The 25,253-nt window shown below is 71.3% G+C and carries 24 protein-coding genes, 1 tRNA gene and 1 riboswitch; of the genes, 14 read left to right on the forward strand and 11 right to left on the reverse strand.

Translation table 11 applies throughout. The annotated features are described in order from the left end of the window. Positions 1 to 12 precede the first annotated feature (12 nt). From V4F39_RS26160 to V4F39_RS26175, 4 genes are all read right to left on the reverse strand, one after another. Positions 13 to 1,164: an acetyl-CoA acetyltransferase gene (locus tag V4F39_RS26160; protein ID WP_332293183.1), complete on the reverse strand. Its 1,152-nt coding sequence runs from the start codon at positions 1,162 to 1,164 to the stop codon at positions 13 to 15. Next, positions 1,161 to 1,574: a Zn-ribbon domain-containing OB-fold protein gene (locus V4F39_RS26165; protein WP_332293184.1), complete on the reverse strand. Its 414-nt coding sequence runs from the start codon at positions 1,572 to 1,574 to the stop codon at positions 1,161 to 1,163. The genes V4F39_RS26160 and V4F39_RS26165 overlap by 4 nt, the downstream gene beginning before the upstream one ends. Positions 1,575 to 1,760: 186 nt before the next feature. Then, a tRNA-Asn gene (locus V4F39_RS26170) sits at positions 1,761 to 1,836 on the reverse strand. Between the two features lie 36 nt (positions 1,837 to 1,872). Further along, positions 1,873 to 4,011 (reverse strand): TonB-dependent siderophore receptor, encoded by a 2,139-nt coding sequence (locus V4F39_RS26175; RefSeq protein WP_332293185.1) that lies wholly within the window; start codon positions 4,009 to 4,011, stop codon positions 1,873 to 1,875. Positions 4,012 to 4,250: 239 nt separating this feature from the next. After that, positions 4,251 to 4,347, forward strand: a riboswitch (TPP riboswitch). A gap of 59 nt (positions 4,348 to 4,406) precedes the next feature. Here V4F39_RS26175 and thiD point away from each other — a divergent pair. From thiD to thiE, 5 genes are read left to right on the forward strand one after another with little or no spacing between them, the layout of a single operon-like run. Further along, positions 4,407 to 5,282 (forward strand): bifunctional hydroxymethylpyrimidine kinase/phosphomethylpyrimidine kinase, encoded by an 876-nt coding sequence (gene thiD / locus V4F39_RS26180; RefSeq protein ID WP_332293186.1) that lies wholly within the window; start codon positions 4,407 to 4,409, stop codon positions 5,280 to 5,282. Then, positions 5,279 to 6,346 carry an FAD-dependent oxidoreductase gene (locus V4F39_RS26185; RefSeq protein WP_332293187.1) on the forward strand — a complete coding sequence of 356 codons (1,068 nt, stop codon included), beginning with the start codon at positions 5,279 to 5,281 and terminating at the stop codon, positions 6,344 to 6,346. Before thiD ends, V4F39_RS26185 begins: the two co-directional genes overlap by 4 nt. Further along, the gene (gene thiS, locus V4F39_RS26190; RefSeq protein ID WP_332293188.1) at positions 6,343 to 6,576 is read left to right on the forward strand and encodes a sulfur carrier protein ThiS; all 234 of its coding nucleotides are present in this window, start codon (positions 6,343 to 6,345) and stop codon (positions 6,574 to 6,576) included. Before V4F39_RS26185 ends, thiS begins: the two co-directional genes overlap by 4 nt. 2 nt (positions 6,577 to 6,578) lie before the next feature. Continuing rightward, positions 6,579 to 7,400: a thiazole synthase gene (locus V4F39_RS26195; RefSeq protein WP_332293189.1), complete on the forward strand. Its 822-nt coding sequence runs from the start codon at positions 6,579 to 6,581 to the stop codon at positions 7,398 to 7,400. Further along, positions 7,397 to 8,299 (forward strand): thiamine phosphate synthase, encoded by a 903-nt coding sequence (gene thiE, locus V4F39_RS26200; protein WP_332293190.1) that lies wholly within the window; start codon positions 7,397 to 7,399, stop codon positions 8,297 to 8,299. The genes V4F39_RS26195 and thiE overlap by 4 nt, the downstream gene beginning before the upstream one ends. A gap of 15 nt (positions 8,300 to 8,314) precedes the next feature. Here the strand turns inward: thiE and V4F39_RS26205 are convergent, their stop codons facing one another. After that, positions 8,315 to 8,962, reverse strand: a complete 648-nt coding sequence (locus V4F39_RS26205; RefSeq protein WP_332293191.1) for a 3'-5' exonuclease — start codon at positions 8,960 to 8,962, stop codon at positions 8,315 to 8,317. Then, positions 8,959 to 10,803, reverse strand: a complete 1,845-nt coding sequence (locus V4F39_RS26210) for a DUF294 nucleotidyltransferase-like domain-containing protein (protein WP_332293192.1) — start codon at positions 10,801 to 10,803, stop codon at positions 8,959 to 8,961. The genes V4F39_RS26205 and V4F39_RS26210 overlap by 4 nt, the downstream gene beginning before the upstream one ends. Before the next feature lie 105 nt (positions 10,804 to 10,908). Here V4F39_RS26210 and V4F39_RS26215 point away from each other — a divergent pair, with 105 nt between their 5' ends. Then, positions 10,909 to 11,511: a PEP-CTERM sorting domain-containing protein gene (locus V4F39_RS26215; RefSeq protein ID WP_332293193.1), complete on the forward strand. Its 603-nt coding sequence runs from the start codon at positions 10,909 to 10,911 to the stop codon at positions 11,509 to 11,511. Here V4F39_RS26215 and V4F39_RS26220 read toward each other — a convergent pair. From V4F39_RS26220 to V4F39_RS26230, 3 genes are read right to left on the reverse strand one after another with little or no spacing between them, the layout of a single operon-like run. After that, on the reverse strand, positions 11,508 to 11,768 hold the full coding sequence (locus tag V4F39_RS26220) for a hypothetical protein (protein ID WP_332293194.1): 261 nt from the start codon (positions 11,766 to 11,768) through the stop codon (positions 11,508 to 11,510). The two genes, V4F39_RS26215 and V4F39_RS26220, sit on opposite strands and share 4 nt — an antisense overlap. Before the next feature lie 10 nt (positions 11,769 to 11,778). Then, complete coding sequence (locus tag V4F39_RS26225; RefSeq protein WP_332293195.1) at positions 11,779 to 13,749, reverse strand: DNA topoisomerase IV subunit B; 1,971 nt, start codon at positions 13,747 to 13,749, stop codon at positions 11,779 to 11,781. 46 nt (positions 13,750 to 13,795) lie between these two features. After that, positions 13,796 to 15,655 carry a M66 family metalloprotease gene (locus V4F39_RS26230; protein ID WP_332293196.1) on the reverse strand — a complete coding sequence of 620 codons (1,860 nt, stop codon included), beginning with the start codon at positions 15,653 to 15,655 and terminating at the stop codon, positions 13,796 to 13,798. Positions 15,656 to 16,129: 474 nt separating this feature from the next. Between V4F39_RS26230 and V4F39_RS26235 the strand changes: the two genes are divergently transcribed. The 6 genes from V4F39_RS26235 (at position 16,130) to V4F39_RS26260 (ending at position 21,079) form a co-directional block, all read left to right on the forward strand. Beyond that, the gene (locus V4F39_RS26235; protein ID WP_332293197.1) at positions 16,130 to 17,350 is read left to right on the forward strand and encodes an MFS transporter; all 1,221 of its coding nucleotides are present in this window, start codon (positions 16,130 to 16,132) and stop codon (positions 17,348 to 17,350) included. Beyond that, positions 17,347 to 17,475 (forward strand): hypothetical protein, encoded by a 129-nt coding sequence (locus V4F39_RS26240; protein WP_332293198.1) that lies wholly within the window; start codon positions 17,347 to 17,349, stop codon positions 17,473 to 17,475. Before V4F39_RS26235 ends, V4F39_RS26240 begins: the two co-directional genes overlap by 4 nt. Before the next feature lie 26 nt (positions 17,476 to 17,501). Further along, a complete protein-coding gene (locus V4F39_RS26245) occupies positions 17,502 to 18,065 on the forward strand; it encodes a class I SAM-dependent methyltransferase (RefSeq protein WP_332293234.1) in 564 nt (187 codons plus the stop codon). Between the two features lie 54 nt (positions 18,066 to 18,119). Further along, on the forward strand, positions 18,120 to 19,007 hold the full coding sequence (dapA, locus tag V4F39_RS26250) for a 4-hydroxy-tetrahydrodipicolinate synthase (RefSeq protein ID WP_332293199.1): 888 nt from the start codon (positions 18,120 to 18,122) through the stop codon (positions 19,005 to 19,007). Positions 19,008 to 19,074: 67 nt separating this feature from the next. Then, positions 19,075 to 20,244: an NlpB/DapX family lipoprotein gene (gene bamC / locus V4F39_RS26255; protein WP_332293200.1), complete on the forward strand. Its 1,170-nt coding sequence runs from the start codon at positions 19,075 to 19,077 to the stop codon at positions 20,242 to 20,244. Positions 20,245 to 20,269: 25 nt separating this feature from the next. Further along, complete coding sequence (locus V4F39_RS26260) at positions 20,270 to 21,079, forward strand: MBL fold metallo-hydrolase (RefSeq protein WP_332293201.1); 810 nt, start codon at positions 20,270 to 20,272, stop codon at positions 21,077 to 21,079. Here the strand turns inward: V4F39_RS26260 and V4F39_RS26265 are convergent. Both V4F39_RS26265 and V4F39_RS26270 read right to left on the reverse strand, forming a co-directional pair. Then, the gene (locus V4F39_RS26265) at positions 21,056 to 21,538 is read right to left on the reverse strand and encodes a PaaI family thioesterase (RefSeq protein ID WP_332293202.1); all 483 of its coding nucleotides are present in this window, start codon (positions 21,536 to 21,538) and stop codon (positions 21,056 to 21,058) included. The genes V4F39_RS26260 and V4F39_RS26265 overlap by 24 nt on opposite strands. Beyond that, positions 21,535 to 22,332, reverse strand: coding sequence for an IclR family transcriptional regulator (locus tag V4F39_RS26270; protein ID WP_332293203.1), 798 nt, complete (start codon positions 22,330 to 22,332; stop codon positions 21,535 to 21,537). Before V4F39_RS26270 ends, V4F39_RS26265 begins: the two co-directional genes overlap by 4 nt. A 171-nt stretch (positions 22,333 to 22,503) precedes the next feature. On the opposite strand from V4F39_RS26270, the gene V4F39_RS26275 reads away from it, so the two are divergent. Together V4F39_RS26275 and V4F39_RS26280 are read left to right on the forward strand one after the other, a co-directional pair. Continuing rightward, positions 22,504 to 24,078, forward strand: a complete 1,575-nt coding sequence (locus V4F39_RS26275) for an acetate--CoA ligase (protein WP_332293204.1) — start codon at positions 22,504 to 22,506, stop codon at positions 24,076 to 24,078. Positions 24,079 to 24,104: 26 nt separating this feature from the next. Next, entirely contained in the window at positions 24,105 to 25,241 is a 1,137-nt protein-coding gene (locus V4F39_RS26280; RefSeq protein WP_332293205.1) for an FAS1-like dehydratase domain-containing protein, read from the forward strand. Positions 25,242 to 25,253 lie beyond the last annotated feature (12 nt).

The raw sequence follows: 25,253 nt of genomic DNA on the forward strand, positions 1-25,253 counted from the left end.
GCGTTGGCCCAGTCAGACGGTGGCGGCGCTGCCGAGGATCACGGTGCTCTGGCTCGACAGCACGCCGCCGTTGCCATGCGCCAGCGCCACGTCGCAGCCCGCCACCTGCCGCGCGCCGCATTCGCCGCGCACCTGCCGCGTCGCTTCGATCAGCAGCAGCAGGCCGTACATGCCCGGGTGGCAGTACGAGAGGCCGCCGCCGTTGGTGTTGGTCGGCAGCGCGCCGCCCGGCCGCAGCCGGCCGTCGGCCACCAGGGGGCCGGCCTCCCCCTTGGCGCAAAAGCCCAGGTCTTCCAGGAACAGCAGCGTGGTCAGCGTGAACGCGTCGTACAGCTCGCGCACGTTCACGTCCTTGGGGCCCAGGCCAGCCATCGCATAGGCCAGCTCGCCGGACCGGCGGGCCGCGGTCGTGGTGAGGTCGGGCATGTTGGAGATCGACACGTGGCTGGCCGACTCGCCGCAGCCCAGCACGTACACCGGCGGCTTGCGCAGCGAGCGGGCACGCGCCGCCGAGGTCATCACGACCGCGCCTCCGCCGTCGGTGACGAGGCAGCAGTCGCGCACCGTGAGCGGGTAGCTGACCATCCGGGCGCCCAGCACCTGCTCGATCGTCAGGTCGTTCTTCTCCCACGCGGCGGGGTTGAGCTGCGCCCACTGCCGCGCCGCGACGGCCACCTCGGCCAGGTGCTCACGCGTCGTGCCGTACTCGTGCATGTGCCGCGACGCGGCGAGCGCGTACGCGCTGGCGGGCAGGAAGGGCTTGAACGGCGTCTCGTAGGGGTTGACGTCCTTGCCACGCGTCGCGCTGCGGCCGTCGGAACGCTGGGTGCTGCCGTAGGTGATGACCGCCACCTCGCACAGGCCGGCCTCGATGGCGGCCTGGGCGTGGGCCACGTGCGTCATGAACGACGAGCCGCCGAGGTAGGTCGAATCGCCGTAGGTCGGATCGATGCCCAGGTATTCGCGCAGCGCCAGCGTCAGCATGCGGCTCTGGGTCGCGGCGCCGAAGAGGCCGTCGACGGCGCTCAGCGCGAGCCCGCAGTCGTCGAGCGCGCGGGTGATGCCCTGGGCCATCAGGTCCAGCGGCGACAGGCCGGGCGCCACCTGGCCCAGGTCGGATTCCGCGACGCCGACGATGGCGACGCTGCCTCGCTTCGAACTCATGGCTGCTCTCCTTCGCCGTCCGCCCCGGCCGGCACGAAGGCCGGCTGCGGCCCCTCGTCGGGCGCGCCCTCGGCCACGCGCAGCAGCACACGCAGGCCGATGTGCACAGCCTCGGGCGCCACCGCGTCGACGCGGGACATCATGCGGAAGCCTTCATCGACGTCGATCAACGCGACGTTGTAGGGCGCGCCCTCGCGCGGATGGACGACCGTGGTGGCATGCACCGTCCCCAGGCCTTCGCTGACGCGCCATTCGAGCGCCGTGCTGCCCGTGAAGGGGCAGACCAGGCGCGGGAAGAACACGGCGCGGCCGGCGGCCGGGCTGAACTGGTAAGCCAGCCGCCCCTCACGGAGGAACGCGCGGTAGCGCGCGAGCGGCGAAGTCGTGTCTTCGGTCGATGGCGTGGGCATGGGTGCAATGGCTCGTCTGGGGGCACCGTGCCATCTTGCCCCCTCCAGGCCGCACCAGGGCTTCTGGTTTGGCCCTCTGCCATGTCCCTACCGAATACCTGCACGCGCCACTGCCAACGCGATCCGCAAAAGGAAAAGGAAAAGGAAAAGGGGTTACGTCTTGCGACGTAACCCCTTCGATTCAGTTGGCTCCCCGACCTGGGCTCGAACCAGGGACCTACGGATTAACAGTCCGGCGCTCTACCGACTGAGCTATCGGGGAACTGAGCCTCGCAGTATAGCGTTATTTTTCTTCAGGTCAAAGATCTATCTGGACAGAAGCGCGAAAAGTCCGGGGGGCCAACGGATACAGGTAGACGTGTCCATACTGGAACGGCGACTCGCGCCAGGCGCCGCGGTCGCCCACGTTGTCGACGCCCAGGCGCCAGGTGAGCTGGCTGGCCGCCAGCCGCTGCACGTAGCGGGCACCCAGGTTCACCGTGGTCCAGCCCGGGATGCGCGCGCTGTTGTCGGCCAGCACCATGCGGTCGCCCTCGTGGACCAGCCCGGCCTGCAGTTGCAGGCCCGGCACGGCGCCCGGCGCATAGGCCGCCTGCAGGCGCAGCGAACGCGCGGGCACGTTGGTCGGGCGCCGGCCGTTGATGCCATCGATCGACGAGCCGCGCCGCTCGGCATGCAGCCACATCGCGCTGCCGCGCAACTGCCAGGGGCCGCGGTGCCAGGCGCCGCTGGCCTCCACGCCGCGGTGGCGGGCACTGCCGTCGATCCTGCGCGTGCAGCTGCCGTCGTCCTCGCAGGCGCCGATGTCTTCCGCCACCGGCCGGTCGATCAGGAAGCCGACGAGCGAGGCCGAGACCTCGTCGCGTTCATGCTTGACGCCCACCTCGGTCTGCCGACTCTTGATGGCGGGCAGCGCCTCGCCCGCGTTGGTGTAGCGGCTGCGGTTCGGCGCCACGTCCGACTCCAGCCCCTGCCCCCAGCTCGCGTAGACCATCGTCGCCGGCGTCCACTGGTGCGTGAGCGCCAGCCAGGGCAGCGTCTCGTTCTGTGCGTAGCCGGTCGGGCGGGAGCCGTCGGTGCGCACGCTGTCGCGGTGCAGCCGCGTGTGGCGCAGGCCGGCCCACAGGCGCCAGTCGGGCGCGAGCTGCACGGTGTCGCGCAGGTAGAGCTCGGTGCTGCGCTCGTCGCGGTTCGTGTTCTCGTCGGTCAGCTCGGGAGCCGGGTTGGTGAACACGTCGCCGTCGATGCTGCCCACGCCGGTCCAGTTGTAGGCCTGGCGCCGGAAGCGGCTCTCGAAACGCGTGAAGAGCACGCCCGCGGACAGCTGGTGCCCGATGCCGCCGGTCGCGGCACGGCCGCTCAGCGTGAGGTCGAGGGCATCGCTGCGGCGGCGCTCGTTCTCACTGCGGAAGTCGTAGAGGTCGAAGCTGCCATCGCTGCAGTAGCGCGAGTAGTTCTCCTCCGCGCTGCAGCCGAAGGGGTACGCGAGCCGGTCGTCGGTGGCGAGCCGCTGCGTCATGCCGTGCGCGGTGAAGCGCCAGTCCGCGCCCAGCCGCTGCTGCCAGCGCAGCGACGCGGTGTTGCCCTCCATCACCACCGGCTGCGACCAGGGCTGGTTGTTGAGGTTGGTGCGCGGGTCGATGTCCTTCGCGCTCGGCACCCGGTCGCCCAGCATGCTGAAGCCCGGCGCGCTCGGCTGGCGCTGCAGCGAGTGCTCGAACTCCGCCTCGATCAGCGTGTCCGGCCCGAGCCGCCAGTCGCCGGCCACGGCCAGCTGGCGGCGGTGGCCTTCGAGCGAGCGCGTCTGCGGATCGAAGTGGTCATAGGCCGCGTTGACACGCAGGCCGAAGGCTTCGTTCGCACCAAAGCGCTGGCCCACGTCGGCGGCGACGCCGATGCTGCCGTTCTCGCGCCACTCGATCGCCGCGCTGCGCACGCTGGCCTCCGGCCGCTTGACGACGAAGTTGACCAGCCCGCCGGGCGCGCTGGTGCCGGCCTGGATGCCGCTGGTGCCCTTGAGCACCTCGACGCGGTCCTTGTTGGCCAGTCCGATGGCGGTCTCCGCGTTGATCGGCAGGCCGTCGCGGCGGTAGTTGAAGCGGTTGTCCAGCACGAAGCCGCGCACGCTGAGGTAGCTCCAGTAGCCCTCGGAGTTGTAGGCGTCGGAAAGGCTGGCGTCGAGCCGCGTGATGTCGGACAGGCGCTCGATGCCGGCATCGGCCAGCGCAGGGCCGCCCGCGACGATGCCGGCGAATGGCGAGCGCGCCAGCGGCTGCTCGCCGAAGCCACCGATGCCGGGCGCCGCCTGCAGCACGCGCCCGGTGACCTGGATGGTCTGGGTGGACGGCTCCTGCGCATGGGCCGGCAGGCCGAGCGCGAGCGTGGCCGCCATGGCAAGGGCATGGCAGCGGAACGTGGGAAGGGCGTGGGTTGCCATCGTTGTCTCGGGTCGATGGCAGGGCGGCAAAGCGGAGACTGCATGCGGCGCCCGTGTGAGGCGCAGCGGACAAGGTCCGTCGGCTTCCCTGCGCGAGGATTACCTCAATCAGGTTCAAAGGGACTGTCTCAGTCGGGCCGCCACAGCACCTGCGCAGCCCAACACCCCCAGCGAAGGCTCCGGCACATCCGGAGCGGGCGCGATTCTAGTGGCCCTCGCCGCGGCTGGCGTGATAATCGGCGCCTTGCTAGGGGTGTCGCGCCGCAGCGCGACTGAGAAACACCCTTTGAACCTGAACTGGGTCATGCCAGCGGAGGGAAGCAGCACCGCCCGGCAGGCGGTTCTTCCTCCCCTCTTCGGCGCGGCCCGGGGCCCCGACCCGAAAGGCAGCGCGAATGACCCCCGCCGATGCACCCCACCACCACGCCTATGCACGCGTGCTGACCATCGCCGGCTCGGACAGCGGCGGCGGCGCCGGCATCCAGGCCGACCTCAAGACCTTCGCCGCGCTCGGCTGCTACGGCACCAGCGCCATCACTGCGCTCACCGCACAGAACACCTGCGGCGTGCGGGCGATCCATGGCGTGCCGCCCGGCTTCCTTCGCGCGCAGCTCGATGCGGTGCTCGACGACATCGGCACCGACGCGGTCAAGATCGGCATGCTGCATTCGCCCGACATCGTGCACACGGTCGCCGCGGCGATCGACCGCCATCGGCTGCAGCCCGTCGTGCTCGATCCGGTGATGGTGTCGACCAGCGGCTCGGCCCTGATCGACCGCGGGGCCGTCGCGGTTCTGGTGCGCGAGCTGTTCCCACGCTGCAAGCTGGTCACGCCCAACCTCGACGAGGCCGCCCTGCTCGTGGGCCGGCCGCTCACGGCGGCCGAGCAGCTCGACGGCGCGGCCGACGAGCTGCTGGCCCAGGGCGCCCGCGCCGTGCTGCTGAAGGGCGGCCACCTGCCGGGCGACCGGGTCATCGACGTGCTGGCGCTGCGCAGCGGCGAACGCCACCGCTTCAGCGCCCCGCGCATCGCGAGCCGCAACCTGCACGGCACCGGCTGCACGCTGTCGTCCGCCATTGCGGCGCAGCTGGCCCTGGGCCTGCCGCTGGCCGACGCGGTGGGCGCCGCGCATACCTACGTGCAGCAGGCGCTGCGCCATGGCGCAGCCGTGCGGCTCGGCGCCGGCAACGGGCCGCTCAACCACGGGCATGCGCCGCTGCCGACGCGCCTGCTGCCGCTGCACGGCAGGGCCGAAGCGGAGGCGGCATGACGGCGGCATCGCAGCACATCGGCATCGCCGGCGCCGGGCTGCTGGGCCGCCTGCTGGCCTGGCGGCTCGCCGCGGCCGGCCATCGGGTCACGGTGTTCGATCCGGCGGCGCAGGCCGCCGACCGCTCGCCGCCGCATGCCGCGGGCTGGACGGCCGCCGGCATGCTGAGCCCGATCGCCGAGCTGGAATCGGCCGATCTGCGCACCGCCGAGCGCGGATGGCGGTCGCTCGACCTGTGGGCGCAGTGGCTGCCGCAGCTGCCGCAGCCGGTGGACTTCCGCCGCGAAGGCAGCCTGCTGCTCGCCCACCGCAGCGATGCCGGCAGCGCCCAGCGGCTGCTCGCCGTGCTGCAGGGCAAGCTGGCCGCCGGCCTGGCGCCGCAGCCGCTCGATGCCGCCGCGCTGCGGGCGCTGGAACCGGCCGTGCACGGCCCGTCGCTCGGCTGGCTGCTGCCCGGCGAAGGACAGGTGCACAGCGTGCAGGCCATGCAGGCGCTGGCGGCCGGTGCCACCCTGCACGGCGCGCAATGGCGCTGGGGCACGGCCGTGCAACGCGTGGCCCCTGGCCGCCTCGACGGCGAGCGTTTCCACCACGTGTTCGAGGTGCGCGGCCTCGGCGCCCGGCCCGACCTGCCGGTGCGCGGCGTGCGCGGCGAGCTGCTGTGGCTGCACGCACGCGGCCTCGTGCTGCACCGGCCGCTGCGGCTGCTGCACCCGCGCTGGCGCGTGTACCTGGTGCCACGGCCCGACGACATCGTGCTCGTGGGCGCCACCGAGATCGAATCCGAAGACCGCTCGCCGATCTCGGTGCGCAGCACGCTCGGTCTGCTCAGCGCCGCGCACAGCGTGCTGCCCGAGCTGGCCGAGGCCCGCATCGTGCACACCGACACCAACCTGCGCCCTGCCCTGCCCGACAACCTGCCGCGCATCGATACCGTGCCGGGCCTGACGCGCATCAACGGCCTCTTCCGCCACGGCTGGCTGCTGGCGCCGGCCCTGGTGGAGGAGGCGCTCGCGGCCGCGCTGCCCGGCGCGGCCGGCCGCGCCGCGAAGGAGGCCGCATGAACCACGCCCTGCCACCCGACCCGCCGCGTGCCACGGTGACGCTGGGCGGCGAGCCGCACCCGCTGCTGCCGGGCGACACGCTGGCCGCGCTGCTGCAGCGCCTGGGCCATGCCCCCGAGGCGGTGGCCACGGCGGTCAACGGCGCCTTCGTCGCCCGGGCGCTGCGCGACAGCCACGTGCTGCGCGACGGCGACCAGGTCCATTGCTTCAAACCCATCGTCGGAGGTTGACCATGACGATCGACAACACCCCGGACGCGGACGACGCGTTCACGCTGGCCGGCGTCGTGCTGCGCAGCCGCTTCCTGCTGGGCACGGCGGGCTATCCGTCGCCCCAGGTGCTGGGCCGGGCCATCGAGGCCTCCGGCGCCCAGGTGGTCACGCTCGGCCTGAAGCGCGAGCTGGCAGGCGGCGGCGACGCCCATGCGGGCTTCGTCGAGATCGTGCGCGACGCGGTGCGCACACGCGGCGCGCACCTGCTGCCCAACACCGCCGGCTGCCGCAGCGCACGCGAGGCGGTCACGCTGGCGCACATGGCGCGCGAGCTGATGGGCACGCACTGGATCAAGCTCGAGGTGGTGGGCGACGAGCACACGCTGCAGCCCGATCCGTTCGAGCTGGTGGCCGCCGCCGGCGAGCTGGTGCGCGAGGGCTTCGAGGTCTTCCCGTACTGCACCGACGACCTGGTGACCTGCCAGCGCCTGCTCGATGCCGGCTGCCGCATCCTGATGCCGTGGGGCGCGCCCATCGGCTCGGGCCAGGGCCTGCTCAATCCCTGGGCGCTGCGCACCTTGCGCGCGCGGCTGCCCGAGGCCACGCTGATCGTCGACGCCGGGCTGGGCGCCCCGTCGCACGCGGCGCAGGCGATGGAGCTGGGCTTCGACGCGGTGCTGCTCAATTCCGCGGTGGCGCAGGCGGTCGACCCGGTGCGCATGGCGCGTGCGTTCGGCCATGCGATCGAGGCCGGCCGGCTGGGCCGGCGCGCGGGCCTGATCGCCGCGCAGGACATGGCCGTGGCCAGCACGCCCGTGGGCGGGCGGCCCTTCGAGCTGTGAGCCGCACCATGTGGGACGAGCAGTACGAGCAGCGGGTGTGCGAGGCCTTCGGCGTGCCGGCTCCGACGCCGCTGGCGGCGGCGCGGGCGCTCGGCTTCGTCGAGCGCGAGGCCGAGATCCTGGCCCGCATGTTCGAGGCCCAGCAGCACCGCCTGCCCGCCGGGGCCTCGCTGGCAGGCTTTGCGCTGCAGGCCGGCAACTTGCCCGTGCAGCGGGCCGCGGAAGGCTTCGCGCCGCTGGCCGAGCGGTCGATGGGCCTCTACGCGATCGTCGACAGCGCCGACTGGATCGAGCGCGTGCTGGCCGCCGGCGTGCGCACGGTGCAGCTGCGCGTCAAGCAGGCCGAGCCGGGCCGGCTCGCCGCGGAGATCGCCCGCAGCGTCGCGGCCGCCCGCGCGGCCGGGGCGCAGCTCTTCGTCAACGACCACTGGCGCGAGGCGATCGCCCAGGGCGCCTACGGCGTGCACCTGGGGCAGGAAGACCTCGACACCGCGGACCTCGGCGCCATCCGCCGCGCCGGCCTGCGGCTGGGCGTGAGCACGCATGCCTACTGGGAGGTCTGCCGCGCCTGGGCGCTGCGGCCGAGTTACATCGCCTGCGGCCCGATCCACGCGACGCAGCTGAAGGTCATGCCGTGGACGCCGCAGGGCGAGGACAACCTTGCCTACTGGTGCGCCCTGCTCAGCGAGGTGCCGGTGGTCGGCATCGGCGGCATGGACGCAGCACGCTGCGCCGAGGCGATGCGCTGCGGCGCGGACGGCGTGTGCGTCGTCAGCGCGGTCACGGGCGCGGCCGATCCCGAAGCCGCCATCGCCGGGCTGCAGGCCGCGGTGGCACGGGGCCGGGCCGCGCCCCGCCGGCCGGTGCCGATGCTGGCCCGGTCGACGCTGCGGGCCTGAGCATGCCGGCCGGCGTCACGGCGCCGCCAGCAGCGCCCTCAGCTTGACGAAGGCCAGCGCGGCCATGATCGCGTCGTTCACCGCATCGTGCGCGTGCCGGGTGGGCAGGCCCAGGTCGGCCATCAGCGTGGCCAGACGCAGGTCGATGCCCGCGCCGTGCTGGTAGGGCGGCAGGCGGCGCTGCTTCCAGTCGTAGTACATGGCGGAGATCTCCAGCTTGGGCTGCGGCAGGCGCACGCCCAGCATCGGGAAGATCGCGCGGTTGATCAGCGCGACGTCGAACTCGAGGTAGTAGCCCACCAGCGGCCGAGGCCCGATGAAGTGCAGCAGCCGGTGCATCGCCTCGTCGATGTCCACGCCCTGCGCCACGTCGCGCTCGCGCAGGCCGTGCACCTTCACCGCCTCGGCAGAGATGGCCTTCGAAGGGCGCACCAGCAGGCTGAAGCGCTCGCTCGTCAGCACGCGGTTGCCCACGATGCGCACCGCGCCGATCGAGATGATCTCGTCGCGGTGGGGGTCCAGGCCGGTGGTCTCGCAATCGACGGACACCCATTCGTCGGCGGGCGCGCGGTCGTAGAGGAAGCGGAAGCGCTGGTCGCCGAGGTGGTAGAGCATCCATGCACGCACCAGCCGGCGCCAGGGCGCGCTCCAGACCGTGTTCACACCAGGTCCAGCCGGAAGCGCTGGAACAGCATGGTCCGGAAGCGCTTGACCACGCCCAGCGTGTCCTTCAACAGGTCACGGTCGAGGCTGCTGAGCTGGTTGACGACGATGCCGCCGTAGGGCCGGCCGGCCTTCTGCGCCTGCAGCCCGGCCTCCAGCCGCAGGCCCATGAAGAAGTGCAGGCTGTCCACGAGGGCGCCGGCCAGGTCCGGCGGCAGGCGGTGGTCGGCGGCCAGCGCCTCGATGCGTTCGACCGTGCCGGTGGCCCGGATCCGGTGCGCCAGCGCCAGGGCGCGCACCCCATGCACCAGCGGGAACAGGCCGGCCTTCTTGATGTCGAGCCGCTCCGCTTCGTCGCCCTGCGGCAGCAGCCGGCTCCACCAGCCGCCGCCGCTGTCGAAGGCGTTGATCGCGGCGGCGAAGCGCGCGAGCAGCACGTCGTTGTCGATCACCAGCTGGAAGACCTCGCCGCGCAGCGTGTCCAGCAGCTTCGCGTCGCCGCAGACCGCGTGCGCGTCGATGAAGATGGCCAGCGCCATCAGGCTTTCGGGCGTGGGCGCCAGCAGCCAGCCGCGCACCGTGCGCGCGAACTCGGCCGCGGGGTGCCGCCACTCGGGATTGCTCAGCATGATGCGGCCGGGGCATGGCGGGTAGCCGAAGCCGGCCAGCGCGGCGGAGAAGCGGTCGCACAGCGCGGCCAGGCCGGCAGGCGGCTCGTAGCCGTCGCGCAGCACGAGGCCGTTGTCCTGGTCGGTCTTCAGCAGCTGCTCGCCGCGGCCCTCACTGCCCATCACGAAGAGGCAGCTGTTGGCCACCAGCTCGGCCGGGGCGATGAGCTGCCAGGCGCGCTCGAAGAGCCGGGCGTTCAGCTCCTGCACCAGCCGGGCGATCTGCCGCACCGGCGTGCCGCCGCGGTGCAGCAGCGCGATCAACCCGCCGATGCGCTCGGCCGGGCCCTCGAGCGCGGCCAGATCGGCGGCCTCCAGGATCTCACGCGTGATCAGGTACGAATGGTTGGACAGGAAGCTGAGCAGGTCGACCTGGTCCAACGTGCCGAGCACGCGGCCTTCGTGCGCCGGCTGGCCCTCCTCCGGCTCCACCACCACCAGCCGCCGCACCTTGTGGCGGATCATCAGCGCCTGCGCGTCGAACAGGTACGCCTGCGGCGCGATGGTGACGAGCGGCGCGCTGCTCAGCGGCCCCACGGCGAGCCGGTCCAGCGGCACGCCCTGCAGGATCGCGCGCTGCAGGCCGGTGGTCGTGAAGATGCCCAGCCGCGGCGGCGTGGCGCCGGCATCGCGCACCAGCACGCGGTCGGTGCGCTGCGCGCTGAACAGCCGCGCGACCGAGACGATGTCGGTCGACGCATCGACCTCCTGCACCGGGCGGATGGCCGCCTCCTGCACCCGGGCCATGGTCAGCGACTGCAGCTCGTGCTGGCTGCCGTGGCGCGACAGCGCGCTCAGCTTGTTGGACAGGTCGGCGAACAGCAGCGCGCCGAAGGTCGCGTTGCGCGAGATCAGGTCGTTGACCGCATCGTGCGCGAGCTGGTAGGCCAGCACCTCCTCGGCCGCCACGAAGCGGCTGCTGGCCTTGCCCGCCACCAGCGCACGCCCGTCGAAGGTGTCGTCGGGGCCGTAGGTGTCGACCAGCCCCTCGCCGTCGAACTGCCGCACGAAGCCCTTGATGACGACGAACAGGTGCGTCGGCCGGGTGCCCGGCTCCAGCACCGCCTCGCCCTCCTTGAAGTAGGCGATGTCGACGTGGTCGCGCACGAGCTGGCGCTCGTCGGCGTTCAGGCAGTCGAACGGTGACGCGTTGAAATTGAATGCGCTGGGCACGTTGCCTCCGGAGCCGCACGCCATTCTGGTCACCGATGCTGACACGAGCCTTGGGCGGCGGCTAGCATCGCGGCGGCCCCGCCGTCGCGGGGCACGGAGACCTCCATGCCGATCGAGTACCGCCGCCACCGGCCGACGTACCGCCTGCAGAAGTACCTCATGCCCATGCCCATGGCCTGGGCCGCCCTCGCCGCCACCCTGTGCGCCGCACCGGCGCAGGCGGCCTTGCTGTGGGACTGGCAGTACGTGGCGAGCGGCGTCGACGCGCGCGGCACGCTGACCACGGCCGACAACGCCGACGCCGACGGCTACTACCTCGTCACCGGCATCACCGGGCTGCGCAACGGCGACAGCATCGTCTCGCTGCAGCCCCACGGCACCGCGATCCCGGGCAACGAGCCGTTCGCGGTCGACAACCTCGTGCGGGCCGACGGCCGGCTGACCACGCACGGCATCGGCTACGCGACGGCCGGCGGCACCTACGCCAACCTGTTCCTCGCCAGCTGGCTGTCGCCGGCCGCTTACGTGGAGTTCTCGTCCGTGCCGGCCGTGCCTTCCACCGCCGAGGTGCAGGTGAGCTTCAGCGTCATGCCGTCCAGCGTGCCGGAGCCTGCCACTTTCCTGATGGCGGCCCTGGGCGGTGCGGCCCTGTGGCTGCGCCGCGGCCGCGGGGCCGGCCCGGGCCGGGCCGCGGACCGCCGCGCCTAGGGCAGGCGGTGGTCCATCGCGTCGATGTAGAGCACCGCGCAGTCGTAGCCGAACTCGAGCGCCTCGTCCTGGCTGCGCAGGTGGTGCTGCGGCAACGGGACCTCCACCTCGTCCTCGCTTTCGGAGCCGCGCACGGCGACATGCAGCGGCCACCCGGTGCCACCGCCCGGCCTGGCCGTCGACAGGCGGATGCGGTAGCCAGCGTGCGCGCCGATGGCCTCGATGCGCGGGCCGCTGCGGGTGATCTCGTACTTCATGGCAGCCCCTTCATACGTCCACTTCCACCGCGTCGCCCTTCAGCTCCATCAGCTCGCGCCGCGCGGCGGCCTCGCCCTTGCCCATCAGCTTGGTCAGCGACTGGATGGTGCCGCCGATGTCGAGCGCCCCCACGTCCACGCGCAGCAGGCGGCGCGTGTCGGGGTTGAGCGTGGTGTCCCAGAGCTGCTCGGCGCTCATCTCGCCCAGGCCCTTGAAGCGGCTGATCGTCCACGCGTTCTCGCGCGCGCCTTCCTTGCGCAGCTTGTCGAGCGCCGCCGTCAGCTCGCCGTCGTCGAGCGCGTAGATCTTCGCGGCCGGCTTCTTGCCGCGCGCCGGCGCGTCGATGCGGTAGAGCGGCGGCTTGGCCACGTAGATGTGGCCCTTGGCGATCAGCTTCGGGAAGTGGCGGAAGAACAGGGTGAGCAGCAGCACCTGGATGTGCGAGCCGTCCACGTCGGCGTCCGACAGGATGCAGATCTTCCCGTAGCGCAGGCCGCTCAGGTCGGGCTCGTCGGCCGGGCCGTGCGGGTCGACGCCGACCGCCACCGCGATGTCGTGGATCTCGTTGTTGGCGAAGAGCCGGTCGCGCTCCACCTCCCAGGCATTGAGCACCTTGCCGCGCAGCGGCAGCACGGCCTGGGTCTCCTTGTCGCGGCCCATCTTGGCGCTGCCGCCGGCCGAGTCGCCCTCGACCAGGAACACCTCGTTCAGCAGCAGGTCGCGGCTCTCGCAGTCGGTGAGCTTGCCCGGCAGCACGGCCACGCCGGAGCCCTTGCGCTTCTCCACCTTCTGGCTGGCGCGCTGGCGCGTCTGCGCCTGCTTGATGACCAGCTCGGCCAGCCGCTTGCCGTGCGCCACGTGCTGGTTCAGCCACAGCTCGAAGGTGGGCTTGGCGTACGACGACACCAGCCGCAGCGCGTCGCGGCTGTTCAGCCGCTCCTTGATCTGGCCCTGGAACTGCGGGTCGAGCACCTTGGCGCTCAGCACGAAGCTGGCGCGCGAGAACACGTCTTCGGGCATCAGCTTCACGCCCTTGGGCATCAGCGAATGCATCTCGATGAAGTTCTTGATGGCGCCGAAGAGCCCGTCCTTCAGACCCGCCTCGTGCGTGCCGCCGGCCACCGTCGGGATGAGGTTGACGTAGCTCTCGCGCAGCGTCGTGCCCTCTTCCGTGTAGGCGACGCACCAGGCGGCGCCCTCGCCCTCGGCGAAGTTTTCGGTCTCGGCCGCGCTGGCGTACTGCTCGCCCTCGAACAGCGGAATGATCGGGTCGGCCGCCAGGTGCTGCATCAGGTAGTCGCGCAGGCCGCCCTTGTAGAGCCACGTGGTGGTCTCGCCGCTTTTCTCGACCGTCAAAGTCACCGTCACGCCGGGCATCAGCACGGCCTTGCTGCGCAGCAGGTGCACGAGCTCGTGGCGCGGCAGGTCGGGGCTCTCGAAGTACTTGGCGTCGGGCCACACGCGCACCGAGGTGCCGTGCCGGCGCTCGCTGGACGCGGCCTTCACCACGGTCAGCGGCTCCACCACGTCGCCGCCCGAGAACGCGAGCCGCGCGTGCTGGCCATCGCGCCACACGGCCACTTCCAGGCGCGTGGCCAGCGCATTGGTGACGCTGACGCCCACGCCGTGCAGGCCGCCCGAGAAGCTGTAGGCGCCGCCGGCGCCCTTGTCGAACTTGCCGCCGGCATGCAGGCGGGTGAACACGATCTCCACCACCGGCACCTGCTCTTCCGGGTGCAGGCCGAAGGGAATGCCGCGGCCGTCGTCGTCGACGCCGATGGAGCCGTCGGCATGCAGCGTGACCGCGATGCGCTTGCCGTGGCCGGCCAGCGCCTCGTCGGCCGCGTTGTCGATCACCTCCTGCACGATGTGCAGGGGGTTGTCGGTGCGGGTGTACATGCCCGGCCGCTGCTTGACGGGCTCGAGGCCCTTGAGCACGCGGATGGACGCTTCGCCGTAGGTCGGTTGCTTGTTTGCCATGACGGCGGGAGTTTAGGGCGCTCGCCCGCCACGGCGGCGGCCCGGCTCAGCGCGGTGCGATCCAGCGCGCCGCTACGCGCGCCCGGTCGTACACGTTGGCCGCCGTGATGCCGTTCGAGGGCAAGCCGATGTTGCAGCTGTAGCTGATGCCAGCCGTGTACACACACAGCGGCCGGTACAACAGCTCGACCCGGTCCAGCGCACGCCCGTCGTCCGGCACGTTGAACGCCCAGGTCGCGAAGCCCTTCATCGGATCCGTGGTCGGCGAGACATGCCACGGCATCGCGAAGGTGCGCACGCTGCCGTCCTGCCATGTGACCCGCAGGTGCAGGTCATAGCCCGCCCGAAAGCCGTCGACGCCGGTACCGCGGCGCATCAGGTCGAAGTGCTCGGGCCTGGCGGGTTCCCACAGGCGCATCAGGTTCCCCCGCGTGGTCCGCACGTCGTAGATCGTGCTGGTGGCATCGTCGGTGACGTTGAAGGTGCCGAACACGGTGAACACCGGCACATCGACCTCCTGCGGAAACTTGAAGTCGTAGTAGCGCTCGAAGCGCTGGCCCGCTGGCGCCGGCGGCGGCACGTCGAGGAAGCCGGCGTCGCCGCCGGGCGGCCGCTGCAGTTGCACGTAGGCGTTGGCCGTCGCGGACCAGCGCTTCACGGTCCAGGTGCCATCGCTGTCGACGGTGGCCTGCGCACGCCCCCAGTCGGACGGGAACTGAAAGCGGGTGGCCACCGGCTGCTCCGCGCTGGAACCGGGCAGTAGCCGGCTGAAGTACGGCACGGTCCCGCCCACAGGGTCCGGGTCGCCGTTGAAATAGCGCAGCAGCTTGAAGATGGCGGAGTCCGAGAAGTGGTCGAGCTTCCGGCCGGCACGTAACGTATTGCAGCTTCGTTGCATGGGATCGTGCTGCTCCAGCGCGGTGTCAGCGCATACCGCCTGCACGATGCCGTGGTCCAGCGGGTCGTACGCCGCGGTGCGGCCGAAGCCCCCGCCGAGCGGCTGGCCGTCGCCTTGGACGGTCTCGCCCACATAGGGATGCATCAGGGCCGTCGGGCTCGTCTGGCGGGCACCGGTCACGCTGCCCAGGTGCGGCAGGCCCATCGCATGGCCCATCTCGTGGTTGAAAGGCAGGCCGAAACCGTCCGCGATGCCGACGCTGCTGCCGCCGAGGCCGCCTCCCAAGCCGCTGCCGAGACCGAGAGCGCCGTACCAGAGCGAGAGCTCGGTCATGCCGTTGGCACGCTGCAGCGCCGCCACCAACGCCAAGGCGGAGGTCAGGATCCCATAGCCGCTGTAGGGCACGCAGGTGCCGGCGGCCTTCTGCGCGGGGGTGCAACTCGGCATGCGGTCCGCCCACTGGGCGGGCGTCGATTGCGTGGCACCATTGGGCGTGAGGGAATCCCCGCGGGGGGGAATCACCAACCTCGGCAACGCCAGGTCGAACGGCAGCGTGGCCACACGCAGCCCGCTGATCGGCAGCTTGCTGCCAAACTCGGCCAGTTCGTCGCCCATGGGTTGCGGCCGGGTGTCACCGAACAGCAGCATGTTCGCGATGACCAGCGTCAGTTCCGGACTGGCCCCCACCTTGAGCTCGGACGCGCTGCGCGACACCGTTGCGCCCCCGTCCAGGTCGATCGACAGCGCCAGGCCGGGGCGCAGCCACGCCGCCGGCAGCGCCAGGGCATAGCTGTTGCCGAGATCCTGCTTCAGCGGCTGCGGTCGCATGTCGACGGCGGCTGGCAGGGCGGCCGGCGAGCGCAGGCACAGGGTCTCGCTCCGGCCGTCGGGCCAGCGCGCGGTGACGTGGCCGGTCGGCACGGCGGTGCCGGAGGGGGCGCTGACGTCCACCTTCACCAGGGCCGGGCGGTTGGCCACGAGGAAGAAGAACGGCCAGCCGGTCTCCATCAAATGGGTCTGCGCCAGCCAAACGCGGTCGATGCGCGCCGCGGGGTTGGCGCTGGGAGTGGCGGGGCACGCCCCGCCCAAAGGTGGTGCAGCCCAGCCGACCGGCTGCGGCGCAAAGCGGCCGCCCGGTGTGCTGGCCAGCGCCTGGGCGCCTAGTGCCATCAGCAGGGCGGCGCAACGGGCCCGGCCCCAAATCCTTGCAGAGAAGAACATCCTCGATCCCTGGTTGTGAAGGAGCGCGGATGCTCTTCGGCAAGCCCTCATTTCTTGAAACACCAGGGTTTCAAAAGAAACAACACGTCATCAAACTGCTGTCAACGCGCTGATATCGGCATTAGTACGCGGCCGAAGCTGGCTTGCAGGCATTGACAAACGAATCAAAAATTGATTGGAACTTGCAGTCATTTTTATGATTGACAGGGACATCGACGAACGCGACCAGGCGACCGGCCCGTTTCGGATAGATTCCGACGGATGCATTCACGCCCCTCGCGCCCGCTGTCGATGAACCAGGTGCTGCTGTGCGGCGCGATGGTGGTCACCCTCTCCATGGGCATCCGGCACGGCTTCGGCCTGTGGCTGCAGCCGATCACGATGGACCGCGGCTGGACGCGCGAGACCTTCGCGCTGGCGATGGCGGTGCAGAACCTCGCCTGGGGCCTGGCCGGCCCGCTGGCCGGCATGCTGGCCGACCGCTTCGGCGCCTTCCGCGTGCTGCTGGTCGGCGGCATCTTCTACGCGCTGGGGCTGGTGCTGATGGCGCTGTCGACCTCGGGCGTGGCGTTCATGGGCAGTGCGGGCCTGCTGATCGGCATGGCGCAGTCGGGCACCACCTACGCGGTGATCTACGGCGTGATCGGCCGCAACGTGGCGGCCGAGAAGCGCTCGTGGGCCATGGGCGTGGCCGCCGCGGCGGGCTCGTTCGGGCAGTTCCTGATGGTGCCGGTGGAGAACTGGCTGATCGGCGGCTTCGGCTGGCAGAACGCGCTCTTCGTGCTGAGCTTCGCGGCGCTGGCCATCCTGCCGCTGGCCTTCGGCCTGCGCGAGCCGGCCGCGGCCACGGCGTCCGCCGGCCCGCGGCAGAGCCTGCCGCAGGCGCTGCGCGAGGCCTTCGGCTACCCCAGCTTCCGGCTGCTGATGGCGGGCTACTTCGTCTGCGGCTTCCAGGTGGTGTTCATCGGCGTGCACCTGCCCAGCTACCTGAAGGACCATGGCCTGTCGCCCCAGGTGGCCACCTACGCGCTGGCGCTGATCGGCCTGTTCAACGTGTTCGGCACCTACACGGCCGGGGTGCTCGGCCAGCGGCTGGCCAAGCGCCACATCCTCGCAACCATCTACGCGCTGCGCACGGTGGCGATCGTCGCCTTCCTGTTCGTGCCGCTGTCGCCGGCCAGCGTGTACGTGTTCGCCGGGGCAATGGGCTTCCTGTGGCTGTCGACCGTGCCGCCCACCAACGCGGTCGTCGCGCAGATCTTCGGCGTGCAGTACCTGTCGACGCTGGGCGGCTTCGTCTTCCTGAGCCACCAGATCGGCAGCTTCCTGGGCGTGTGGCTGGGCGGCAAGCTCTACGACACCACCGGCAGCTACGACGTGGTGTGGTGGCTGGCCGCTGCGCTGGGGCTGTTCGCGGCGCTGGTGAACCTGCCGGTGCGCGAGACGCCGATCGTGCGCCGGCCGGCGGCGGTGCCGGCATGACACCGCGCCTGCGCCGGGCGGCGGGCTGGGCCGTTGCCGCGGCCGTGCTGGCCGCGGTGTTCATGGCCTACCTGCAGCCCACCCTGATGCGCGACCTGGCCGACCAGCTCTGGAGCTGCTTTTGAGCGGCAACGGGGCCGGGCCGGCCGCCGTGCCTTGCGCGGCCTCGCAGGGGACCGCCGGAGCCGAGCCGTCGGCCTGGGTGCAGCGCTGGGCCGGGCTCATCGCGCCGGGCGGCACGGTGCTCGACGTGGCCTGCGGCAGCGGCCGGCACCTGCGCTGGCTGGCGCAGCGAGGCCTGCGCGTCACGGGCATCGACCGCGACGCGGACGCGGTGGCACCGCTGCAGGCGCTGGGCCGCATCGTGGTGGCCGACATCGAGGCCGGCCCGTGGCCGCTGCCGGCCGGCGAGCGCTTCGACGCGGTGGTCGTCACCCACTACCTCTGGCGCCCGCTGCTGCCGACGCTCGTCGGCGCCCTTGCCGAAGGCGGCGTGCTGATTTACGAAACTTTTGCCGCCGGTAACGAGACGGTCGGACGCCCCGCGCGGCCCGAGTTCCTGCTGCGCCCCGGCGAGCTGCTGCAGGCGGCGCAGGCGCTGCGTGTCGTCGCGTACGAGGACGGTTTCATCGACGCGCCGCCGCGCTTCGTGCAGCGCATCGCCGCCGTGCGCGCGGGGCCCGCAACAGCCGCACTGGCGCGTTACCCCCTGTGAGGCGGCCCCGTCCCGACGGTTAAACTCCGCCGATTCCGAGGAAGCGGTACCGCTATGAAACCGATTGTTGGCAGCATCGTCGCGCTCGTCACGCCGATGCACGAAGACGGCAGCGTCGATTACCCCACGCTGCGCGCCCTGATCGACTGGCACATCGCCGAAGGCACCGACTGCATCGGCGTCGTCGGCACCACCGGGGAGTCGCCCACGGTGTCGGTCGAGGAGCACTGCGAGATCATCCGCGTGTCGGTCGAGCAGGCCGCGGGCCGCGTGCCCATCATGGCCGGCGCCGGCGCCAACAGCACGCAGGAGGCGATCGAGCTCACCCGTTTCGCGAAGAAGGTCGGCGCCGACTGCTCGCTGCAGGTCGTGCCGTACTACAACAAGCCGACGCAGGAAGGCATCTACCGCCACTTCCGCACCATCGCCGAGGCCGTCGACCTGCCCGTCGTGCTCTACAACGTGCCCGGCCGCACCGTCGCGGACATGAGCGTCGAGACCGCGCTGCGCCTGTCCGAGGTGCCGGGTGTCGTCGGCATCAAGGAAGCCACCGGCAACATCGAGCGCGCCGCCTGGCTGGTGCGCCAGAAGCCGAAGGGCTTCTCGCTCTACTCGGGGGACGACGCCACCGCCATCGCCCTGATGCTGCTGGGCGGCCAGGGCAACATCAGCGTGACGGCCAACGTCGCGCCGCGCGCGATGCACGAGCTGTGCATGGCGGCGGTGGCCGGCGACGCCCGGCGCGCCACCGAGATCCACATGAAGCTGCTGCCGCTGCACAAGCAGCTCTTCTGCGAACCGAACCCGATCCCCGTCAAGTGGGCGATGGCGCGCATGGGCCGCTGCGGCCCGGCCATCCGCCTGCCGCTGACGCCGCTCGACGCCGGCCTGCACGGCGCCGTCGAGCAGGCGCTGCGCGACGGCGGCGTGCTGGCGTCCTGAGTCTGCCCGCCCTCTCCCCTCCACGAAACACTTCGCCCGGCGTGCCCTGCGCCGGCGCCCTCACCCGATGCGTCAATTGAACCGTTCCTCTACTGCGCTGGCCGTGCTGGCGCTGATGACTGCACTGGCCGGGTGCTCCAGCGTCGAGGGCCTGATGTCGGGCGACAAGATCGACTACCGCAGCAAGTCGAAGCAGTCGCAGTCGCCGCTCGAAGTCCCGCCCGACCTCACGCAGCTCGCCCGCGAAGGCCGCTACCAGGCGCCCTCGGGCAGCATCAGCGCGACCGACTACCAGGCCACCTCCAACGTCCCCGGCGCGACCAACGCCGCGCCCGAAGCAGTGGCGCCCCAGGCCATCGGGGACATGCGCGTGCTGCGCGACGGCAACCAGCGCTGGCTGTTCGTGCCGGCCACGCCGGAGCAGTTGTGGCCCCAGCTGCAGCAGTTCTGGCAGGAGCGGGGCTTCGTGCTCGCCATGGACAGCCCGCAGGCCGGCGTGATGGAGACCGACTGGGCCGAGAACCGCGCCAAGATCAACGACGACATCATCCGCCGCACGCTCGGCCGCGTGCTCGATTCGCTGTACTCCACCGGGGAACGCGACAAGTTCCGCACCCGTGTCGAGCGCGTCAACGGCGGCACAGAGATCTTCATCACGCACCGCGGGCTGGAAGAGGTGTACGTCAGCCGCGAACGCGACCAGACCAACTGGACGGCCCGCGCCAGCGACCCCGACCTGGAAGCCGAATTCCTGCAGCGCCTGATGGTCAAGCTGGGCGCCGACCAGGCCCGGGCCAGCACGGCCGTCGCCGGTGCGGCGGCCGCGCCCGGGGGCACCGCCGGCGGCCCGCCGGCGCGTGCGCGCATCGTGCCCGGCCAGGCCGCCGCCACGCTGCAGATCGACGACAACTTCGACCGCTCCTGGCGCCGCGTGGGCCTGGCGCTCGACCGCGGCGGCTTCACGGTGGAAGACCGCGACCGCGCGGGCGGCCTGTACTACGTGCGCTACGCCGACCCGAAGATGGCCGGCAGGGAGGAGCCCGGGTTCTTCGGCAAGCTCTTCAGCTTCGGCGACGACAAAGGCAAGAATACGCTGACCGGCCCGGGGCGTTACCGCATCAACGTCAAGGCCGACGGCGAACGCACGGTCGCCGCGGTGTACACGTCCGACGGCCGCCCGGAAAACGGCGAGATCGGGCAGCGCATCGTGCGCCTGCTGGCCGAAGACCTGAAGTGACGGCCGGCGCGGTGCCGCCGCGGCCATGCTGAGATTCCGCAGCCTGGGCAGCGGCAGCACCGGCAACGGCACGCTGATCGAGACCACCCGCAACGGGCGCACCACGCGCCTGCTGGTCGACTGCGGCTTCTCGCTGCGCGAGCTCACGCGCCGGCTCGCACCGCTGGGTGTGGCGCCCGAGCAGATCGATGCCGTCTTCGTCACCCATGAACATGGCGACCACGTCGGCTGTGCGCTGCAGCTGGCGCGGCGACACCGCGTGCCGGTGTGGGCCAGCCTGGGCACCTGGGAGGCGATGGAGCGGCGCAGCAGCGCCGCCGCCCCCGCCGCGGTGGCGCCTGCGGCCGTGGAGCGCCACGTTGCGCTCGAGGGGGTCGCCATCGCGGTCGGTGGCCTGGAGATCACCCCCTTCGGCGTGCCGCACGACGCCGCCGAGCCCCTGCAACTGCGTTGCACCGATGGCCTGGCGCGGCTCGGCGTGCTGACCGACCTGGGCGCGCCCACCGACAGCGTGGTCGGCCACCTGCGCGGCTGCCATGCGCTGCTGCTCGAATGCAACCACGACAGCCAGATGCTGGCGGACGGCCCCTACCCGCCGTTCCTGAAGCGCCGCGTGGGCGGCGTGCGCGGGCACCTGGCCAACAGCCAGGCGGCCGAGCTGCTGCAGGCCTGCCTGCACGGCGGCCTACGCCATGTGGTGGCCGCGCACCTGAGCCAGCAGAACAACACGCCGGCACTCGCGGCGCAAGCGCTGGCCACCCCGCTGGGCTGCCTGCCCGCGGAGATCGTCGTGGCCGACGCCCGCGAGGGCTCACCCTGGCTCGACGTGGCCTGAGGGGCCGGCCACCACCTTGAGGATGGCCGAGGCGGTGACGACGTCGGCACCCGCCACCGACACCTGCCCCTGCATGAACACCAGCGACGAGGTCGCGCGGACCACGCGGCCGCGTGCCTCGAGGAACTGGCCTTCGCGCGCCGACGCGATGAAATGCGTGTCGAGCTGCACGGTGAGGCAGGCCCGGCGGCCCACCGCCTCCCAGGCGATGGCGCTCAGCGCATGGTCCATCAGCGAGGTGAGCAGGCCGCCGTGCACCACGCCCGCCGGGTTAAGGTGGGCGACTGCGGCGAGCAGGCCGTAGGCCCACACTGCCTCCTCCTTGCGCGTCCACAAGGGGCCGACCAGGCCGATGAAGCCGGGCAGCTGCCGCTGGCGCCAGCCGGCCGCGGCCAGCGTTTCCGCCGTGGCAGGCGCCGCTGAGGGTGCAGGCGCCGCCTGCGCATCCATCGCCGTCATCGCCGTGCCGCCAGCAGCTCGGACAGCGTCTGCGCCTCCGCCTGCAGGTCCTTCGCGAGTGCCTGCCCCTTGGCCGCGTTGAGCTGGTCGGCCACGCCGGCGGCCACCAGCGAATGGGTCATCCGGCCCTGGCCGTCGAACACCGGCACGGCCACCACCGACACCCCGTTGATGTAGTTGCCGCGGTCGATGCTGACGCCCTTCTTGCGCACGGCCTGAACCTCCTTGCGCCAGGCCTCGATGTCGGGCGGTTGCTCCCAGCGCAGCGCACGGAACCGGCGCTCGATCTCATCCTCGGGCAGCTCGGTGAAGGCGGCCACCAGGCGCCCAGTGGCACTGATCAACGCGGGAAAGCGGCTGCCCACGTCCACGTGCAGCCTGAACGGTGCCTTCGAGCGCGACAACGCCAGCACCACCATGTGGTCGAGCCCACTGATCTCGACGCCGATGGCGGTGACGTTCCACGTGCCGGCCAGCCGATCGAGCACCGGCTGCACCAGCGCCGCGAACGGGCTGCCCTCGATGACGCTGCGCGCGAGCGCCAGCATGCCCACGCCGAGGCCGTAGCGCTTGGTCTCGGTGTCGACCTTCACAAGCCCTTCTTCGACCAGCACCCGCAGGATGTGCAGGCACGTGCTGGTGACCATGCCGAGTTCCTGCGAGATGGCCTTCAACGTCATCGGCGCCGCGCTGCGGCCCAGCAGGCGAAGGATCGCGATCGACCGCGTGACCGCCGGAACCGGCCGCACGCGCGAGCCGGCGGCGGCCCGGCCTTCGGGGGGAGATGCACTCATCGGTGTGTCGTCAGTTGTACCGGGACAAGCATAAGGCGCCGGCGGCTGCGGGCCACAGCTCCGGTCGATCTCGCGTTGATTGTCTATATACAATCCATGCACGCTATTGACAATCTCACCCACGGCGCGCAAAGTTCAACGCACACGCTGCATGAACGAGAGACGCCCGAAATGACCCGACTGACCGAGTACCTGTCGTACGCCGATGCGCAAGCGCACTGCTCCCCCGACAAGCTGTGGGAGCTGTTCGACGGCGACCGCGAGCGGATGAACATCGCGCACGAATGCATCGACCGCCATGCGGACACGCAGCGCACGGCCGTGGTCATCGTGCGCAGCAACGGCGAGGACGAATCGCTGGGCTTCCGCCAGATCTCGGAAGAGTCGGCCCGCTTCGCGCACTACCTGGTCGAGCGCGGCATCCGGCCGGGCGACCGCGTCGCGGTGATGCTGGAACCCTCGCGCGAGTTCTACGTGGCCATGTTCGGCGCGATGAAGATGGGCGCCATCGCGGTGCCGCTCTTCACGCTCTTCGGGCCCGACGGCATCCGCCTGCGCATGCAGGACTGCACCCCCCGCATGCTGGTCACCAACGCCGATAAGGCGCCGCTGGTGGCCGGCACGCCGGACCTGCAGGTGGTGATCGCCGACGGCGGCTTCGTCGATGCGCTGAAGCGCTTCCCGTCCGAATTCGTGCCGAAGACGAAGGCCGACGACTTCGCGATCTTCCAGTACACCTCGGGCACCACGCGCGAGCTGCCCGATGCCGTCAAGCACACGCACCGGTCCATCGTCACGCTGATGCTGGCCACGCTGTACGGCACCGGCGTGCGGCCGGGCGACCGCTTCATGTGCCCGTCGTCGCCGGCCTGGGGCCACGGCCTGTGGCACGGCACGCTGGCCCCGCTGGCGCTGGGCGTGACGATCGGCGCCTACGCCGGCAAGTTCAACGCCGAGCGGCTGCTGCAGGCGCTGCAGGACCACGGCTTCACCAACATCTCCGCGGCCGCGACGCACTACCGGATGATGCGCAACTCCGGCGCCGCCGCGCGCTACCGCTACGCGCTGCAGAAGGTGTCGTTCACCGGCGAGCCGATCGACAGCGAGACGGCGCAGTTCGTCGAGGCCACCTTCGGCCGGCCGGTGTGCAGCATGTACGGCACCACCGAGATCGGCGTGTGCCTCGTCAACTACCCCGGCGCGCCCGACTTCACCGTGAAGCCCGGCTCGCTCGGCAAGCCGGTGCCCGGTGTGCGCGTGGAGGTGCAGGACGCGAGCGGCGCCGCCTGCGCGCCCGGCGTGACCGGCGAGCTGAAGCTCTGGCGCCGCGGCGCCTGGGTGGCGACGAAGGACCTGGGCCGCGTGGACGAGGACGGCTACTTCTGGCACGGCGGCCGGGCCGACGACGTGATCATCTCCGCCGGCTGGACGATGAGTGCCGTCGAGATCGAGGACGCGATCCTCAAGCACCCCGACGTGCAGGAGGCCGCCGCCATCGGCGTGCCCGACGCGCTGCGCGGCCAGGTCGTCAAGGCCTTCGTCGTCACGCACCGCCGCGGCGACGACGCCTTCGTGCAGGAGATCCAGGAAGCCGTGCGCACGCGGCTGAGCCAGCACGAGTACCCGCGCCAGGTGGTCTTCGTGCCCGAGCTGCCCAAGACCCCCGCCGGAAAGATCCATCGCAAGAAGCTACGGGAGCAAGAGCTCGCCGCTGCCATCCCCCTCACGGCGCCCGCCGTCCTTTGATTCACCCAGTGAGAGCAGGAGACACCATGTCCACCACCGAACGCAGCTTCCCCAAGATCACCGACAGCGGGCTCGACGACCTGCGCGAGCGCATCGGCCTGAAGATCGGCGCGACCGCCGAACCCTGGTGCTACGAGGCGACGCGCGACAACATCCGCCACTACGCCCACGGCATCGGCGACGACAACCCACTGTGGTGCGACCCGGACTACGCGGCCAAGACCTCGCACGGCGGCCTGATCGCGCTGCCCAGCTTCCTCTTCTCGACGAGCCGCATCGTCTCGGGCTATGTGGGCGGCCTGCCCGGCGTGCACGCGATGTGGTCGGGTGCCGACTGGACCTGGCACCGCACCGTGAAGCGCAACGACACCATCTCGACCGAGGCCTACCTGAAGGACCTGGTCGAGCACCAGACCCGCTTCGCCGGCCGTGCCATCCAGCAGATCTACCACGTCGACTTCTTCAACCAGCAGGGCGACAAGGTGGCCGAGGCCGACAGCTGGTGTTTCCGCACCGAGCGTGACCACGCGCGCGAGCAGGGCAGCAAGTACAAGGAAGTGCGCGCCCGCGAGCCGCGCCGCTATACGCCGCAGGAGATCGGCGAGGCCTGCAAGCTCTACGCGAACGAGGAAGTGCGCGGCAGCACGCCCCGCTACTTCGAGGACGTGAACGAGGGCGACGAGCTGCCGGTCATGTTCAAGGGCCCGATGACGGTGACCGGCTTCATCGCCTATGCGCAGGGCTGGGGCGGCCTGTACATCCGCGCCAACAAGCTGGCCTGGAAGCTGATCGACGCGCACCCGGGCGTGGGCATCACCAACCGCTTCGGCATCCCCGACGTGCCCGAGCGCGTGCACTGGGAAGAGGACTTCGCGCTCGAAGTGGGCGCCCCCGGCGCCTACGACTACGGCCCCGAGCGCAACTCGTGGCTCACGCACCACCTCACCAACTGGATGGGCGACGACGGCTTCCTGCGCAAGTCCACGTGCAAGATCCGCCGCCACAACCCCGAGGGCGACATGCTGTTCTTCAAGGGCAAGGTCAAGCGCAAGTACATCGAGAACGGCCGCCGCCTGGTCGAGATCGAGCAGGAAGCCCACAACCAGGACGGCGAGCTGTCGGTGCTGGGCACCGGCGTCGTCGAGCTGCCCACCCGCGGCTGAAGCCGGCCGGCG

The sequence above is a fragment of the Aquincola agrisoli genome (assembly GCF_036621135.1).
Taxonomy (GTDB): Bacteria; Pseudomonadota; Gammaproteobacteria; order Burkholderiales; family Burkholderiaceae_C; genus Aquincola; species Aquincola agrisoli.